The organism is Renibacterium salmoninarum ATCC 33209 (assembly GCF_000018885.1).
Taxonomy (GTDB): Bacteria; Actinomycetota; Actinomycetes; order Actinomycetales; family Micrococcaceae; genus Renibacterium; species Renibacterium salmoninarum.
In genome coordinates, this window is sequence record NC_010168.1 from 3,096,297 (window position 1) to 3,110,191 (window position 13,895).

Genomic DNA, 13,895 nt, shown 5'->3' on the forward strand with positions numbered 1-13,895 from the left:
ATCGATCTGGTGCAGACAGAGGCAGAATCTTATTACCGTAAGCTCGGCGAAGGCCGCTACGAATCCACGATCCACGCGCAGGGCGCCTGGAACCCAAACGAGCAGCACATGGCGCCGGTTTCCGGCATTCTTGTCCGTGAGCTAGAGGCGTTTTCGCCACGCCCCGATTTGCGGATGGCTCGAATCAACTTCGATATCTTGGGCATGATCCCCGGTGGCGAGTTCAGTATCGAGTGCAAAGTACTCCGGCCAGGGAAGACCATTGAGTTGGTCCAGGCAGAGATGATTGCAAGCGGTCGTGCCGCCGTTCGCGCCACGGCCTGGTGTTTACAGCGTTCAGATACGACGGCGGTCGCGGGCTTGGGCGACGCGGCAATGCCTTCGTTGAGTGAGGCGACTAGTGCGCAGGGGCTGGCTGAATGGCCCGGTGGCTATATTCGATCGATTGATCTGCAATCAGTTCCTGGTGCGGTCCCGGGTCGAGGGCAGTCCTGGCTGCGCGGAAGATACGCAATGGTGGAAGGTGAACCCACTGAAGACCTGGTAAAGCTCATTGGTGTAGCAGACACCGCCAATGGCATAGCGCCACGGATTGCCCCGGGCGAAGGCACCTATATTTACCCCAATACCGATCTTTCGATTCATCTCTACCGTGAGCCCGAGGGTGAATGGCTAGGGCTGGATACTTCAGTGACCTTCGGCAGCGACGGAGTAGGATTGACCTCCTCGGTGCTGAATGATCATAGAGGTCCCTTTGGGCGGGCTGAACAGATTTTGACCGTGCGAGCGACCACTCAACAGTAGGAGGAGCCATGGCTAAGGCAATCTGGAATGGCGAAGTAATCGCTGAATCTGACGATATTGAGCTTGTGGAGGGAAATAAATACTTTCCGCTAGCTTCAGTGCGTTCAGATGTACTCTAACCAACTGATATGCATTCGAGCTGTCGTTGGAAGGGCGAAGCCAGCTACTTCACCTTAAACGTCAATGGTGAAAGCAATACTGACGCCGCTTGGTACTACCCAGAACCTTTGAAAGGTGCCGAAATGGTGCTGGATCGAGTCGCCTTTTGGAAGGGTGTGACGATCGCTGATTGAGCCGTTGGGATCTGCAGGATCCATCGATCTGATCGACCAGACTGAATCTGCGGGGGCCGAAGCAGATCTCCAAACTGGTCTCGATTTACTTGCTGAGGTGAAAGCTGGCCAGCGTGGCCGGACTTTGCGTTTGTATCGTCCAGAACCAACGATGGCGTTTGGCCAGCGGGATGCGAATTTGCCGGGGTTTGCGGCTTCGGCTGCTGCTGCTCGTCGGCACGGCTTTGAACCGTTGGTTCGGAAGGCTGGTGGAAGGGTAGCGCCTTACCACCAAGGCTGTCTAGTGGTAGATCATCTTGAGCCGGAAACCGATGCGGTTCTCAAGGCGAAATCTAGATTTAGCTATTTTGGCCAACTGTTCGCTGAGGTATTGCAGAACGTTGGCGTCGACGCTGGAATTGGCGAAATTCCCGGCGAATATTGCCCGGGCGAATTTAGTGTGCACGGCAACGGCTCTGGCTTGAGCCTGAAGCTGGTTGGCACGGCCCAGCGCGTTGTTGCCGGTGCCTGGTTATTCAGCTCAGTGATAATCGTTGAAAACGGCGACCCGCTTCGAGATGTGCTGATCGATTGCTACCGCGAGCTAGGGCTGGACTGGGACCCCACAACCGCAGGGGCGGCCAATGACTTGCAACCGGGCCTAGTCGTCGAAGACGTTAAGGCAGCATTGTTAGCTGCATACGGCCTGTAACGCTTAGGCTGCCAAGCGTTCCTTGACTTCAAGTAGCGAAGGATTTGTAGCGGCTGTGCCGTCCGGGAAAATCACGGTAGGCACGGTCTGGTTACCGTTGTTGAGTTGTTCAACCAGTTCTGCGCTGCCTGCTACTTCTTCGATATTGATTTCGGTGTAGCCGATTCCCGGCGAATCAAGCTGCGATTTTAGTCTGCGGCAATATCCACACCATGACGTGGAAAACATCGTAATCGTGCCGGCAGCCGGGGTGTACTCAATGCTGTTGGTCAAACTCATTCTTGTTCGTTCTCCTGCTTCTTGGTGCGACTTCCTCAGTTATTCCTAACCGGGCAAGGGCCTCAAGTATTCCGACGTAGCACCAGGAAGACGCAACTTTGAGCGAATGACTAATCTTGATCTTCGTCAGCTTCTGCGCGGCGAAACTCCAGCGAAAGATACAGCGCTAATGCAGCCGAGTTGCTGTCGTCAACGCGGACTGAGACTTCCCGATGTCCAGACTGGAACAGCAGATCGCTGGAAATGACCACCAGACGTTCAGCAAGGCCCCGTCTGCGATGGTCACGGTCGGTGAAAAGTTCAATCAACAAAGGAACTTCAGGGCTGTTATCTTCGGCAGAACGTTCTACCACCAGCACTGCGGCAATAATCTTGCCAGACTCGTCAAGTGCAACTTGCGAAATGTCCGCAAGAAAATTTCCATACTTCCCTGCGAAGGTATCGGTAATATCTGCGGTTGCGGCCTCGACCGATTTCTCACCGAAACCGGCGTCGTAAGCGCTGAAGTACAACTCGCCCAATGCCGAAATATCCTCGGTACTCAAGCTTCGAGTCGTGATATCTAGTTCAGTTGGCAGGGGAGAGGTCCGCGCAATCAGGGTAACTTTGCTGATCATGGATCGCTCCTTCTGTTGGGATCGGACCTTGATTCCATTCCCAAGGTTCCGTTAGCTGTGCAGAGTAGCGCCATTGGACTCTACTGCCATGCTAGACGGCAATGGATTTCATCGCTATTCAAATTTCTTATTACAAGCTGGGAAAACCCTGAGTAAGCGCAACTTTGCCTACCACTCGACAATAAGCTGATTCGAATATATATTCGAATCAGCTTATTGTTCTTCTCGAAATGAGCGATCGACTGACTGAATTTTCAGGCGATGGGGCCCGGTGGCAGTTAGGCGGCGTTGCATGAACACCTTTAGTGAGTCGGTAGAAATTTCTTGCGGTCCAGGTAGTCGGCCGATTGAACTTCGATGGCGTGGTGAGACTTATCACGTGGTTGCCGGGCGCCGGAGACCATTCAAATTATCTGGTTTTCTTCGTGAGGGCGCTGGCGCTACTTCGGCTGAGTATGAACTTTGGGAGCTTGAAGTAACTCATCCAGAGCGCTCACGTTGTGTGCTGCGCGTCAGTCACCGAGCGGGTGGGACTCGTTGGCGGCTGCTGAGACTGGTTGGCGGCTGCTGAGTTTGCGACGTTGGGTTAGTTGCACGTCGCGCAAAGAACGGTGCGTGCTCTGGCGTGATTCCAAAGCCAACCAGTCGTGGCGCAATGAATCGCCCCGGCGTGTCCGGAGGGTTTCTCAGACGATGAGCCTGTCGGCGGCTGCCGTGCTCTGGTAGTGATTGTAGTAGTGGTTTTCTAGCTCTACTGGTGGGATGTCTCCGCAGTACTGGTAGAGCCTTCGGTGGTTGTACCAATCGACCCATTCAGCAGTGCCGATTTCGACTTCTTCTAGAGTCCGCCAGGGCTTGCCTGGTTTGATCAGCTCGGTCTTATAAAGCCCGTTGATGGTTTCCGCCAAGGCGTTGTCGTAACTATCACCCACAGAACCGATCGAGGGGCGGATACCGGCCTGGGCCAGGCGTTCGGTGAAGGCCAAGGAGGCGTATTGAGCCCCGGCATCGTGATGATGAATCACCCCGGAAATCTCAGCCCCGGCCCGTTCACGACTCCAGATTGCCTGATTAACTGCGTTGAGCACTAGCACGGTGTTCATAGAAGCACTCGCTGACCAGCCCAGGATCCTCCGAGAGTAAGCATCGATCACGAAGGCAACATAGACCCACCCGGACCAGGTCGAAACATAGGTGAAATCATCTACCCATAGCCGATCCGGTGCCGTTGGTGTGAAATCACGGCGGACCAAGTCCTTCGCTCGGGCCGCCTTCGAGTCTTTGATCGTGGTGCGTTTGACCTTGCCACGGACCGCACCCTGTATGCCAAGTAACCCCATGAGCCGTTCTACCGTGCACCTGGCCACCGGCACACCTTCACGGTTCATCGCCAACCAGACTTTCCTGGTGCCGTAAACCCCGTAATTAGCGGCATACACCTTCTGGATCACGGGCTTGAGCACCTCATCACGTTGTTCTCGGTGAGATCGTGTTTTATCCACCCATTCGTAGTACGTGGGACGGGGTGGTCTTCACCCCGTCCCAGTAAGCACCTGGCAGATCGACTCGACACCCCACCGCAATCCATTATTCTCGCGGTGACCGGCATGGTCCTTGATGTATTTCACGATCAGTGTTGTGGCGGTCGAGTTCGACCGCGAAAAAAGCTGAAGCACTCCGAAGGATCGCGTTCGCCCGTTTCAGCTCAGCGTTCTCACGCCGTAACCGTTTCAGCTCGGCCGATTCCGTGCTCGTTGTTCCAGTTCTAGTACCAACATCGATCTCGGCTTGCCGGACCCATTTACGCACCGTTTCCGGCACACCCACACCCAAAAGCTGGGCAACTTTTTGCATCGCCGCCCACTCCGAAGACGCACCCTCCATCTCCGCCACCATGCGCACCGTACGATCCTTCAACTCCTGCGGATACCGTGTCGTAGTTTTCCCTGCCATGTCCTGATCCTCTCAAACAAGAAAGTCTCCGGACACGCCGGGGCGATTCAGTACGGCATGATTGGCGTTTTGGGTGTGCGGATTTGGGTGCAGAACAAGGTCGATTTTGGCAATCCGGTCAACCTGACCACGGCCGCCGTCGCACTGATCATTGGCATTGCTAATTACACCTGGAACATCGGCGATTTGCAGTTCGCCGGCATCGCCTTGGGCACTGCGGCGGCACTGGTGATCTATCACGGCATGCACAGCCTCACGAAGCTCCGCTCCTCATTCAGCACCCTTTAACTCCGTCGAGTGTCGACTTGTGGTTGGTTTTCGCGCGCAAAACCAGCCACAAGTCGACACTCGACGGTTAGGAAGGTGGGGGTTAGGGGCTGTTTGCCCGACGTTGCCGGAACACGCCAATTCCGATCATGACGACGGCGAGCGCTGCCGAGATGATGCCGGACTCTCGGTTCGCATCCAACACGAACATGCCGACGAGCATCGCGATAATCGCCAACATCGTGATCCAGGGCAGATACGGGAAGAACCACATCTTGAGCGGCAGATCTTTTGCTGCCGCGCCCATCCGCTGTCGCAATATCAACTGCGAGACGGAAATCGCGAGCCAAACAAACAAAGCCACCGCACCGGAGGTGTTCACCAAAAACAGAAACACTGTGTCCGGGTAAAACAGGTTTAGACCAACCGTGACAAAGCCGACCACAGTGGAGGCGAGCACTGCGGAACGGGGCACACCGCTGCGCTCAATTCTTTGCAGTGCCTTCGGCGCATCACCACGTTGCGCTAGCGAGAAGATCATTCGGCTGGCCGTGTATAAACCGGAATTTAAACAAGAAAGCACTGAAACTAGCACGACGACGTCCATAATCGTCCCAGCGCCGGGGATGCCGTAAAGCTCCATCACGGCAACGTACGGACTTTTCGCCACGTTGGCATCATTCCAAGGCAAAAGCGTCACGACGATGGCAATCGAGCCGATGTAAAACACCAGAATCCGCCAAACCGTGGAGCGAACCGCTTTTTTGACCGCGGTAGCCGGATCTGCAGATTCACCAGCCGCAATCGTGGCAATCTCAGCTCCGAAGAACGAGAACACCACTACTAAAATACCAGCGAGTACCGCACCGGGTCCGCTAGGAAAGAAGCCGCCTTGACCGGTGAGATTGCTCAGTCCCGGAGCGGCGACGCCTGGCATTAAACCAAAAATCGCGAGTACGCCGAGGACCAAAAAGACCACGATCGCCGCAACTTTGATCGACGCAAACCAGAATTCAAATTCGCCGAATGACTTCACAGAGAACACGTTCGTCCCGGTGAGCAGCACCATGAGGATCAGCGCCCAAACCCACTGATCAATATCGGGGACCCAACGATGGACAATTGCTGCACCAGCGGTTGCTTCAATGCCCAGCACGATGATCCAGAACCAGGCATAGAGCCAGCCAATACTAAACCCTGCCCAGCGACCAAAAGCTTTATCTGCATAGGCGGAAAACGAGCCCGTTTCCGGATTTGCCGCGGCCATTTCGCCCAGCATCCGCATCACGAAGATCACCACAAGGCCGGCGGCCGCATAGGCGACCAGGATTCCCGGCCCGGCCTGTTGAATGGCGGCACCTGATCCCACGAAAAGCCCGGCGCCGATGACGCCAGCTATCGCGATCATTGAAAGGTGCCGCGGCTTGAGCGATTTAGCCAGCTCTGGACTCGCTGGGGTATTCATCGGGGTTCTCCATACGGACAAGGGGTCGCAATCAGCACCCCACCCTACTCCCCTCGTCTACACCTTCCCCTTCCGTCGAGGCAGCTGCAACCACACCAAACGCCGCAAGTTCATCGAAGTCAATGCTGAACTGCCCAGCAACCAGCACTACTGGTTTATCTTGAGCCTGCGCAGCTTTGGCCACGCTGATCGGAGTTTTTCCAGCCAGCGATTGCTTGTCGATCTGGCCCTCGCCAGGAACCATGAGGTCCGCCGCGGCAATATGTGCTTCCAAACCCACTAGCTCGGCCACCAGCGAAGCACCCGATTCGATGCCAACCGAGCCAATGTGCTGACCGGCAAACGCCAGGAAAGCTGCGGGGAAACCACCAGCTGCACCCGCGCCAGGCACATTAACATCTGCACCGGTTTCCTGGCGCAGCAACGAGGCCAAGTTGCGAAGACCCACGTCGAGTAGCTCCACCCCGGCTTCATCGACACCCTTTTGCGGTGCAAAAACATATGCCGCACCATCAAGACCGCTCAGCGGATTCTCCACATCTACTGCCAATCTGATCTGCACAGAAGTCAGCCTGGCGTCTAAACCGCTGATATCAATCGCCGCAACCTCAGCCAGAGGACCTCCGCCTAACGGCAGCAATGCGCCGTGCCGATCCAGCAGTTTCAAACCCAAAGCGCGCAGTGCACCGGTACCGCCGTCGGTCATTGCGGTACCGCCCAGTCCCAAAACTATTTCTGTGGCACCAGCGTCTAATGCCGCTGCGATTAATTGTCCGCATCCGTAGCTGTGTGCACGCAAGGCGTGTTCAGGGGTCTGATCCGTGAGGAGGAATCCGCTGGCTTGCGCAGTCTCAATGACCGCCGTCGTGCCTTTGATCGCCCAGACCGCTCCAGTTGGCTTCAAGATTGGGCCAACCACCGCGGTAAGACGTTCCTCAAAACCAGTCGCTACCGCTACCGCTACCGTACCTTCGCCGCCGTCGGCCATGGGCAGAAGATCGACGTCGGCATCCGGATAGACCCGGAATACCCCTTCGGCGATGGCTTACGCTGCTTCGGCCGCACTCAGCGTTCCTTTGAACTTATCCGGGGCAATCAACACGCGCATAGCTCCATCTTTGCACCCGCGGGCGTCTCGTTGAATTGTGCTTTGCAGCCAAGGGCTGATTTGCTAGCATTCCTAAATGCCGGAAGCTAAAATCCAGCTCAACGTGTATTTGCCAGCAGGGTTCATCGGCAAGTGCATACATCGCGAAGTTCACGAAGGAATCGCTTAATGCTTCGCGTTCGCCCCATCCACTACACGTCGCGTGTGGAAGAATTTTTGCCAATCTTCGATGCGCTGGGACTGACGAGGCGCAATTCAACCGAAAATACTTACCAGTTCGACGCCGGCTCTGGCCGCCTTACACTGCGTCAAGTCCCGGTTGGCTAAAAAGAGGACGGCGTGGCTCAACTGGGCTTCGAAGTCCGTGATCTTGAGATTTTCGCGAGCAGAACCGTGGCCGATGGCACTGCCGCCGAAATCGTTCATCGAGAGCACCAAACTAGCGTAGAAGTCCGCGACCGCGATGGTTTGAGCTTCTTCGTCAATACTGCAGAGCCTCTGGAGTCTGACCCGGCTGCGGATGGCCGGTTAAGCGTAAATATGCTCTGGCTAACGCCCGATGTTCCGGCGGCAATAACCGACCTCAGCAACATCGGCGCGCGGCTACTGAAAACTGCAGACAACGGTCACATCGCGGATTTCGCCGCTAAAAATAGTGGAAAAATCATGGCGCACTTTGCTAAAACAGCAGCCCACGGTCCGCTTGGTTTCGGCTATCACGGCAAGGTGGAGGAGTTGTTGGAAAGGCTACTCGCCGCAGGCATCGATGCGCATCTAATTGATGAAAGTTATGGCCGAACGCTACACATAACGAATCCAGATTTCGCAGACCAGCCAAGTAATCCCACCGGGCCCACCATCTGGGTTAACGAAGAAGACCAGCCAGATCAGTATGGATATACCGCACCTTCTGGCACGGCCCCGCAAGCTGCCCGGCTGGACCGCGATTCGAATTGAGCCACTTCATCTCGGTGCGACGAGGGCGCACGCGGATCAGAGACGGCAAAGTGCAACATACTGAGCTTCATCGGGTAGAAATGAGACATGACCGTTCGCACCCCCGATCCGAATCCAGGCTGGCTCTCCGAAGGGGACCTCTACGAGGCACGCAGCCGACTTCCGATGATTTATGTCGAGGCAGTGCCGGTCCGCTTGGACCCGCTTGGCTACGTCAACGAAGTCGGGCTGCTGCTTCAAGCTGACGATGATGCCAGCATGATCCGCTCCTTAGTCTCGGGCCGTGTGTTGTACCGCGAGACAATCCGGGCCGCGCTGATGCGTCACATTGAAAAAGACCTTGGCCCGCTTGCCTTGCCGCAACTTCCGCTCAGCCCAGTGCCGTTCACAGTGGCCGAGTATTTCCCCGCGCCGTCGCAGACTGGATTTACCGATGAACGGCAGCACGCGGTTTCACTGGCCTACGTGATTCCAGTGACCGGTGAGTGTTCACCTCGCCAAGACGCGCTGGAGTTGACCTGGATGACTCCGCAGGAAGTGTTGAGCCCGTTGGTACAAGCCGAGTTCGACGGCGGACGCGGCGAGCTGGTGAAGCAAGCGTTGGCATTCGCCGGGTTCAACCCGGCCTAACCCAACGGGGGTTCATCCCCCCCGTCATCCCGGTTTCGGATAGGCAGACAGCTTTGCGATAGCAAGAATGCACGTCATCTTGCTATCGCAAAGCTGTCTGCCTATCCGAAACCGGGAGTACCGAAGCAGCACGCTCGAAGGAGCGCAGCGAATCAGCAGGTAGCTAAGCCAAAATCGGCCGGTCCCTTAAGGTAAATATTGCTGACGTAGCCACCCAATGCGGACGAGTAGCTCCAAATGTCGTTCGTGTAACCAGAATCCTGGACTTCTTGACCACGAGCTTGGCAACTAAAGGTAGCGTCTTGGTCGCTCACGGTCTTCACTGCGGTACTAGACGTATTGGCCGCGGCCCGAACATTCACATCGGTACCCCAAATGTGAATAGTCTTGCCGCCAGCCGGTGGCGGCGTGTCCCCGCTGCAGTTTGGCAAGCCAAAGTCGGCTGGCCCCGAAAGATAGATGTTGTTGACGTAGCCACCAAGCCCCGGCGAAAAACTCCAAATATCGTTGGTGTAACCCTCAGCGGTGACCTTTTCCCCACGGACCTGGCAGCTCAAGCGCGTGTAGGTGTCGCTGACGGTTGTTACCACATCGCTCTGCGTATTCGGTCCCTTCCGGATCCGCACACCATTGGCCCAAATATGCACTGAATTGGGATCAGGCGGATTATTGCCCGGCGGCACCGGGGTGCCGCCGTCGCCAGTGTAGCGATAGACCCCGGTGGTACCGGAGGTCCGCAAGGCTCTGACGTTGAGTCCTTCAATATCACCTTGGACTTGCACCATTTTGCCGCCGCCCAAGTTCATTGCGGTGTGTCCGTTGTATACGAAGACATCGCCAGCTTGATAGGCGCCGTTGGTGACCCGGCTGAACTTGTGTGAGGTCAAAGCACTATCCATACCGCCAGTGGCAACGCCGCCCCAATCTACGCCGGTGGCTTCGTACCAGGCCCAGCGCATGAAGCCAGAGCAATCCAGACCCACTTTGTTTCGGTCGTCGAAATAGCTGCTGTCGTCGTTATAGATAGTGCCGGTTGAGGGCCCCGGCCAGATGGTGTTCAAGGTCAGGTTTTCCATCAGCGGCATGATGTGCGCGCCATACTTTTCGCTGGCTTCGGCGAGTGAAATGTTGGGAATCCCGGGCCGGAGGTTCGCATCGAGGGATTTGATCAAATTGTGCTCTTCGAGCAGCAAGTGATTTGTGAAAGCTAAATCCGCATAAGCAATATTGCGCACATCGCGAAGGCTGGGTTCGTAACTGTGCGGATCAGCACCTTCTGGCACAAGCGCCAAGACATTTGCTCGGTCACCAGCCACGTTCCTGGTTAAGTCGGCGATGATTCCCGTGGTGGTAACCACCTTGAGCCGATAGTCTTCAGCGTCGAAGGTGCTAGTCACGGCACAACCGCTCAAAGCGACCGCAGCGCAAACTGCGAGCGTGGCGAAACGAGCACGACGGAGTCGTACGAAATAGGAGCGGGGCATCGGAAGCTTTCTAACTAGTCGACGAAGCCAGTCTAACCACTAATGATTCTCATTTGCATTAACAATTCGCTCCGCACCCGTTTCGGATAGCCAGACGCATCTGCGTTAGCCAGGATGCGGATGTTCTGCCTAACGCAGATGCGTCTGGCTATCCGAAACGGATTGGGCTGCGAGAATAGACAGGTGCCTCAATCAGATTTCAGCTTCACCATCGGCTCCAAACTCAGCGAGACGTCGCCAACTAAGAGCGCCGAAAAACCCGACGGCGGCGAGTTCCTAGGCCGCACCGGAACCATCAGCACCCCGCACGGTGAGATTCAGACGCCGGCCTTTATTGCCGTAGGCACCAAGGCGACCGTCAAAGCAGTGCTGCCCGAATCGATGAAAGAGCTTGGCGCGCAGGCGCTGCTCGCTAACGCTTACCACCTCTACTTGCAGCCCGGACCGGAGATCGTGGACCAAGCTGGCGGCCTAGGGTCGTTTATGAATTGGTCCGGCCCCACATTCACCGACTCCGGCGGATTCCAGGTGATGAGTCTGGGGTCTGGCTTCAAAAAAGTCATCGATATGGTGAATATCGATCAAAGCGGCGCGGATGACCGAGTTGCCCCCGGCAAGGAACGCTTGGCGCACATCGACGACGACGGCGTCTGGTTCAAGTCACATCTAGATGGTAGCAAGCACCGCTTCACCCCCGAAGTTTCACTGCAGATTCAGCACCAGCTGGGTGCGGACGTGATGTTTGCTTTCGACGAGCTCACCACATTGCACAACTCGCGCGGTTACCAAGAAGAAGCATTGGAACGAACCCGGCTGTGGGCCGAACGCTGCATCTCTGAACATCAGCGGTTGATTGTAGAACGTGAAACTAAGCCTTATCAAGCCCTTTTCGGCGTGATTCAAGGTGCTCAATATGAGGACTTGCGCCGCAAGGCATCCCGCGATCTTGGCGGCATGGACATCGACGGCATGCAGTTTGATGGCTTTGGCCTGGGTGGCGCGTTGGAAAAGGAAAATCTGGGCACGATTGTGCGCTGGTGCTGCGAAGAGCTGCCCGAAAATAAGCCGAAGCACTTGTTAGGCATCTCAGAACCGGATGACATCTTTGTCGCGATCGAAAACGGTGCCGATACTTTCGACTGCGTCTCCCCCACCAGAGTCGCCAGAAACTCTGCTTTCTACACGCCGTTCGGCCGTAAAAACCTTTCAAACGCAAAGTACAAGCGCGATTTTGGCCCGCTCATGGACGGCTGCGATTGCTACACCTGCATCAATTACAGCCGGGCATACATCCACCACCTCTACAAGTCCAAAGAGATGATTTCAGCAACGCTGATTTCCATTCACAATGAGCGGTTCGTGGTCAAAATGGTCGACGACGCACGGCTAGCTATTGAGGACGGTTCATTCTTCGAATTCAAGGACGAGACTTTGACGAATTACTACTCCGCCTAAGCGAAAACACCAGCAGTTCCTGCTCACCAACCCCGGCGATCAGCGTAGATTGGCGGTATGACCCTGCCTTTCACTCCTGCACCGGATTTCAGCACTCGACCAACTCTTCGCGGCACCTTTGGCATGAGCGCCAGTACGCATTGGCTAGCTACAGCCACCTCGCAATCTGTTTTGGAGCGCGGCGGAAATGCTTTTGATGCGGCAACGGCGGCGGCGTTTGTACTGCATGTTGTGGAACCGCACCTCAACGGGCCAGGTGGGGGATATGACCGGCATTTTCGTCACGGCGAATGATCCGACGCCGAAGGTTCTGATGGGCCAGGGGCCAGCGCCCGCGGCAGCCAATCGCGAGCATTACTTAGCTGAAGGACTAGATCTGGTGCCCGGCTCCGGCGCGCTAGCAGCCGCCGTGCCCGGCGCGGTCGACGCATGGCTGATCTTATTGCGCGACCATGGCACTTGGGCCTTGGCCAAGGTACTTGACTACGCGCGCGATGGTCACCCGGTAGCCGCCGGCGTGTGCCGCACCATCAGCACGGTGAAAGAGCTTTTCAACGAGCACTGGCCGACGTCGGCTGCGCAGTGGCTACCCGACGGCAAGGTTCCGCAGCCTGGCCAGTTGGTGCGCAACGAGGCGTGGGCGGACTCCCTTCAGCGACTCGCCTCAGCCGGAAACGCCGATCGGGTTGCCAGCATCGAGGCGGCCCGGGCCTTGTGGCGCAGTGATATCGCTCAGGCGGTGGCGGATTTCGCAAAACAACCGCACCGGCACTCTTCGGGCTCAGACCATGCCGGCGTGATTACCGCCGCTGATTTCCAATCTTTCGAAGCCGGGTATGAGGAGCCTGTGAGCATCGAATTCCGCGGCCATACCGTGGTCAAAGTTGGCGCTTGGAGCCAGGGCCCCGCGCTACTACAGACGCTAAGAATTCTCGACGGCTTTGACGATGAGCAATTAGATCCTTCGACCGCGCTCGGAGTGCACACAATCCTCGAAGCGCAGAAGCTTTCGTATGCAGATCGCGACGCCTACTATGGCGACAGCAATAATATTCCGCTTGAGGTACTTCTCTCAGTGGAGTACGCGGACAGACGCCGAAAGCTCATCACCGAGCAGGCGAGTCATGAGTTCAAGCCGGGCGAAATTGATCAGATCGAAGCCTTCCTTCCGCCACTTCGGACCGAATATGCCGCTTCCGGCATGGGTTACACCATTGCGGGAGTTGGTGAGCCGACAGTGCGGCCAACTGGCGAAACTCGTGGCGATACTTGTCATCTTGATGTGGTGGACCATTGGGGAAACATGATTTCCGCAACGCCTTCTGGTGGCTGGCTGCAGAGCTCACCGTATGCACCCGAAGTTGGCTTTTGCCTGGGCACTCGGTTGCAAATGACCTGGCTTGAAGATGGCGGTCCGGCGACTCTCCAGCCAGGGAAACGGCCACGGACAACGCTCACACCAACTTTGGTACTCAAGGACGGCAAAGCTGTTGCCGCACTAGGCTCGCCCGGCGGTGATCAGCAAGATCAGTGGCAGCTGCTGTACCTCTTGCGCACTATCGTGGGCGGCTATGAGTCACAACAGGCAATCGATGCGCCGTCGTTCCATACCACCTCGTTAGCCGGCTCGTTCTGGCCGCGGACGTGGGAGCCCGGTGGCACCGTCGTCGAAAATCGGCTGGGTATCGAAGTCATTGCCGAGCTAGAACGGCGTGGCCACGTGGTAACCCGGGCCGGCGATTGGGCGCTGGGTCGACTCTCGGTGGCTGGAAGTGCTGACGACGGCGTTCTATACGCCGCAGCAAATCCACGCGGCATGCAAGGCTACGCCGCCGGGCGCTGAAGCCACTTGCGTACAGATATTGGTTGGAGCCGCGGAAATTTCAGCGGCT

10 protein-coding genes and 4 pseudogenes are annotated in these 13,895 nt (G+C 56.5%); 8 read left to right on the forward strand and 6 right to left on the reverse strand.

Annotation, left to right across the window (positions count from 1 at the left end; all coding sequences use genetic code 11):
• Positions 1 to 9 precede the first annotated feature (9 nt).
• The 3 genes and pseudogenes from RSAL33209_RS15330 to RSAL33209_RS15340 all read left to right on the forward strand — a co-directional run bounded on the left by RSAL33209_RS15330 (position 10) and on the right by RSAL33209_RS15340 (position 1,788).
• Entirely contained in the window at positions 10 to 804 is a 795-nt protein-coding gene (locus RSAL33209_RS15330; RefSeq protein ID WP_114597762.1) for a thioesterase family protein, read from the forward strand.
• Positions 805 to 812: 8 nt separating this feature from the next.
• Positions 813 to 1,097: pseudogene (locus RSAL33209_RS15335) on the forward strand (DUF427 domain-containing protein).
• 4 nt (positions 1,098 to 1,101) lie between these two features.
• A complete protein-coding gene (locus RSAL33209_RS15340) occupies positions 1,102 to 1,788 on the forward strand; it encodes a lipoate--protein ligase family protein (RefSeq protein WP_012246826.1) in 687 nt (228 codons plus the stop codon).
• A 3-nt stretch (positions 1,789 to 1,791) separates the two neighbouring features.
• On the opposite strand, the gene RSAL33209_RS15345 is transcribed toward RSAL33209_RS15340, so the two are convergent.
• The 3 genes and pseudogenes from RSAL33209_RS15345 to RSAL33209_RS17325 all read right to left on the reverse strand — a co-directional run bounded on the left by RSAL33209_RS15345 (position 1,792) and on the right by RSAL33209_RS17325 (position 4,637).
• On the reverse strand, positions 1,792 to 2,067 hold the full coding sequence (locus RSAL33209_RS15345) for a mycoredoxin (RefSeq protein WP_012246827.1): 276 nt from the start codon (positions 2,065 to 2,067) through the stop codon (positions 1,792 to 1,794).
• Between the two features lie 110 nt (positions 2,068 to 2,177).
• The gene (locus RSAL33209_RS15350) at positions 2,178 to 2,684 is read right to left on the reverse strand and encodes a GNAT family N-acetyltransferase (RefSeq protein WP_012246828.1); all 507 of its coding nucleotides are present in this window, start codon (positions 2,682 to 2,684) and stop codon (positions 2,178 to 2,180) included.
• Between the two features lie 686 nt (positions 2,685 to 3,370).
• Positions 3,371 to 4,637, reverse strand: a pseudogene (locus RSAL33209_RS17325) (IS3 family transposase).
• 24 nt (positions 4,638 to 4,661) lie between these two features.
• On the opposite strand from RSAL33209_RS17325, the pseudogene RSAL33209_RS15365 reads away from it, so the two are divergent.
• Positions 4,662 to 4,925, forward strand: a pseudogene (locus RSAL33209_RS15365) (nitrate reductase); the annotation flags it as partial.
• Between the two features lie 82 nt (positions 4,926 to 5,007).
• Here the strand turns inward: RSAL33209_RS15365 and RSAL33209_RS15370 are convergent.
• A complete protein-coding gene (locus tag RSAL33209_RS15370; RefSeq protein WP_041684884.1) occupies positions 5,008 to 6,369 on the reverse strand; it encodes an amino acid permease in 1,362 nt (453 codons plus the stop codon).
• Positions 6,370 to 6,400: 31 nt separating this feature from the next.
• Positions 6,401 to 7,411 carry a glycerate kinase gene (locus tag RSAL33209_RS15375; RefSeq protein WP_267895951.1) on the reverse strand — a complete coding sequence of 337 codons (1,011 nt, stop codon included), beginning with the start codon at positions 7,409 to 7,411 and terminating at the stop codon, positions 6,401 to 6,403.
• Positions 7,412 to 7,816: 405 nt separating this feature from the next.
• Between RSAL33209_RS15375 and RSAL33209_RS15380 the strand changes: the two genes are divergently transcribed.
• Positions 7,817 to 8,434, forward strand: coding sequence for a hypothetical protein (locus RSAL33209_RS15380; RefSeq protein ID WP_012246835.1), 618 nt, complete (start codon positions 7,817 to 7,819; stop codon positions 8,432 to 8,434).
• A gap of 87 nt (positions 8,435 to 8,521) precedes the next feature.
• Positions 8,522 to 9,064 carry an NUDIX hydrolase family protein gene (locus RSAL33209_RS15385; RefSeq protein ID WP_012246836.1) on the forward strand — a complete coding sequence of 181 codons (543 nt, stop codon included), beginning with the start codon at positions 8,522 to 8,524 and terminating at the stop codon, positions 9,062 to 9,064.
• Between the two features lie 152 nt (positions 9,065 to 9,216).
• Here RSAL33209_RS15385 and RSAL33209_RS16720 read toward each other — a convergent pair whose 3' ends face one another.
• Complete coding sequence (locus tag RSAL33209_RS16720; protein WP_158539328.1) at positions 9,217 to 10,461, reverse strand: metal ABC transporter solute-binding protein, Zn/Mn family; 1,245 nt, start codon at positions 10,459 to 10,461, stop codon at positions 9,217 to 9,219.
• A gap of 225 nt (positions 10,462 to 10,686) precedes the next feature.
• On the opposite strand from RSAL33209_RS16720, the gene tgt reads away from it, so the two are divergent.
• The gene (gene tgt, locus RSAL33209_RS15395; protein ID WP_049759030.1) at positions 10,687 to 12,003 is read left to right on the forward strand and encodes a tRNA guanosine(34) transglycosylase Tgt; all 1,317 of its coding nucleotides are present in this window, start codon (positions 10,687 to 10,689) and stop codon (positions 12,001 to 12,003) included.
• Positions 12,004 to 12,060: 57 nt separating this feature from the next.
• A pseudogene (locus RSAL33209_RS15400) lies at positions 12,061 to 13,846 on the forward strand (gamma-glutamyltransferase family protein).
• The last annotated feature ends 49 nt before the right edge of the window (positions 13,847 to 13,895 follow it).

What these genes read in the sequence shown, in the direction of transcription:
- RSAL33209_RS15345 (WP_012246827.1), bottom strand. Translation starts at nt 2,067, where the DNA reads ATGAGTTTGACCAACAGCATTGAGTACACCCCGGCTGCCGGCACGATT.
- RSAL33209_RS15350 (WP_012246828.1), bottom strand. Translation starts at nt 2,684, where the DNA reads ATGATCAGCAAAGTTACCCTGATTGCGCGGACCTCTCCCCTGCCAACT.
- RSAL33209_RS15370 (WP_041684884.1), bottom strand. Translation starts at nt 6,369, where the DNA reads ATGAATACCCCAGCGAGTCCAGAGCTGGCTAAATCGCTCAAGCCGCGG.
- RSAL33209_RS15385 (WP_012246836.1), top strand. Translation starts at nt 8,522, where the DNA reads ATGACCGTTCGCACCCCCGATCCGAATCCAGGCTGGCTCTCCGAAGGG.
- tgt (WP_049759030.1), top strand. Translation starts at nt 10,687, where the DNA reads ATGCGTCTGGCTATCCGAAACGGATTGGGCTGCGAGAATAGACAGGTG.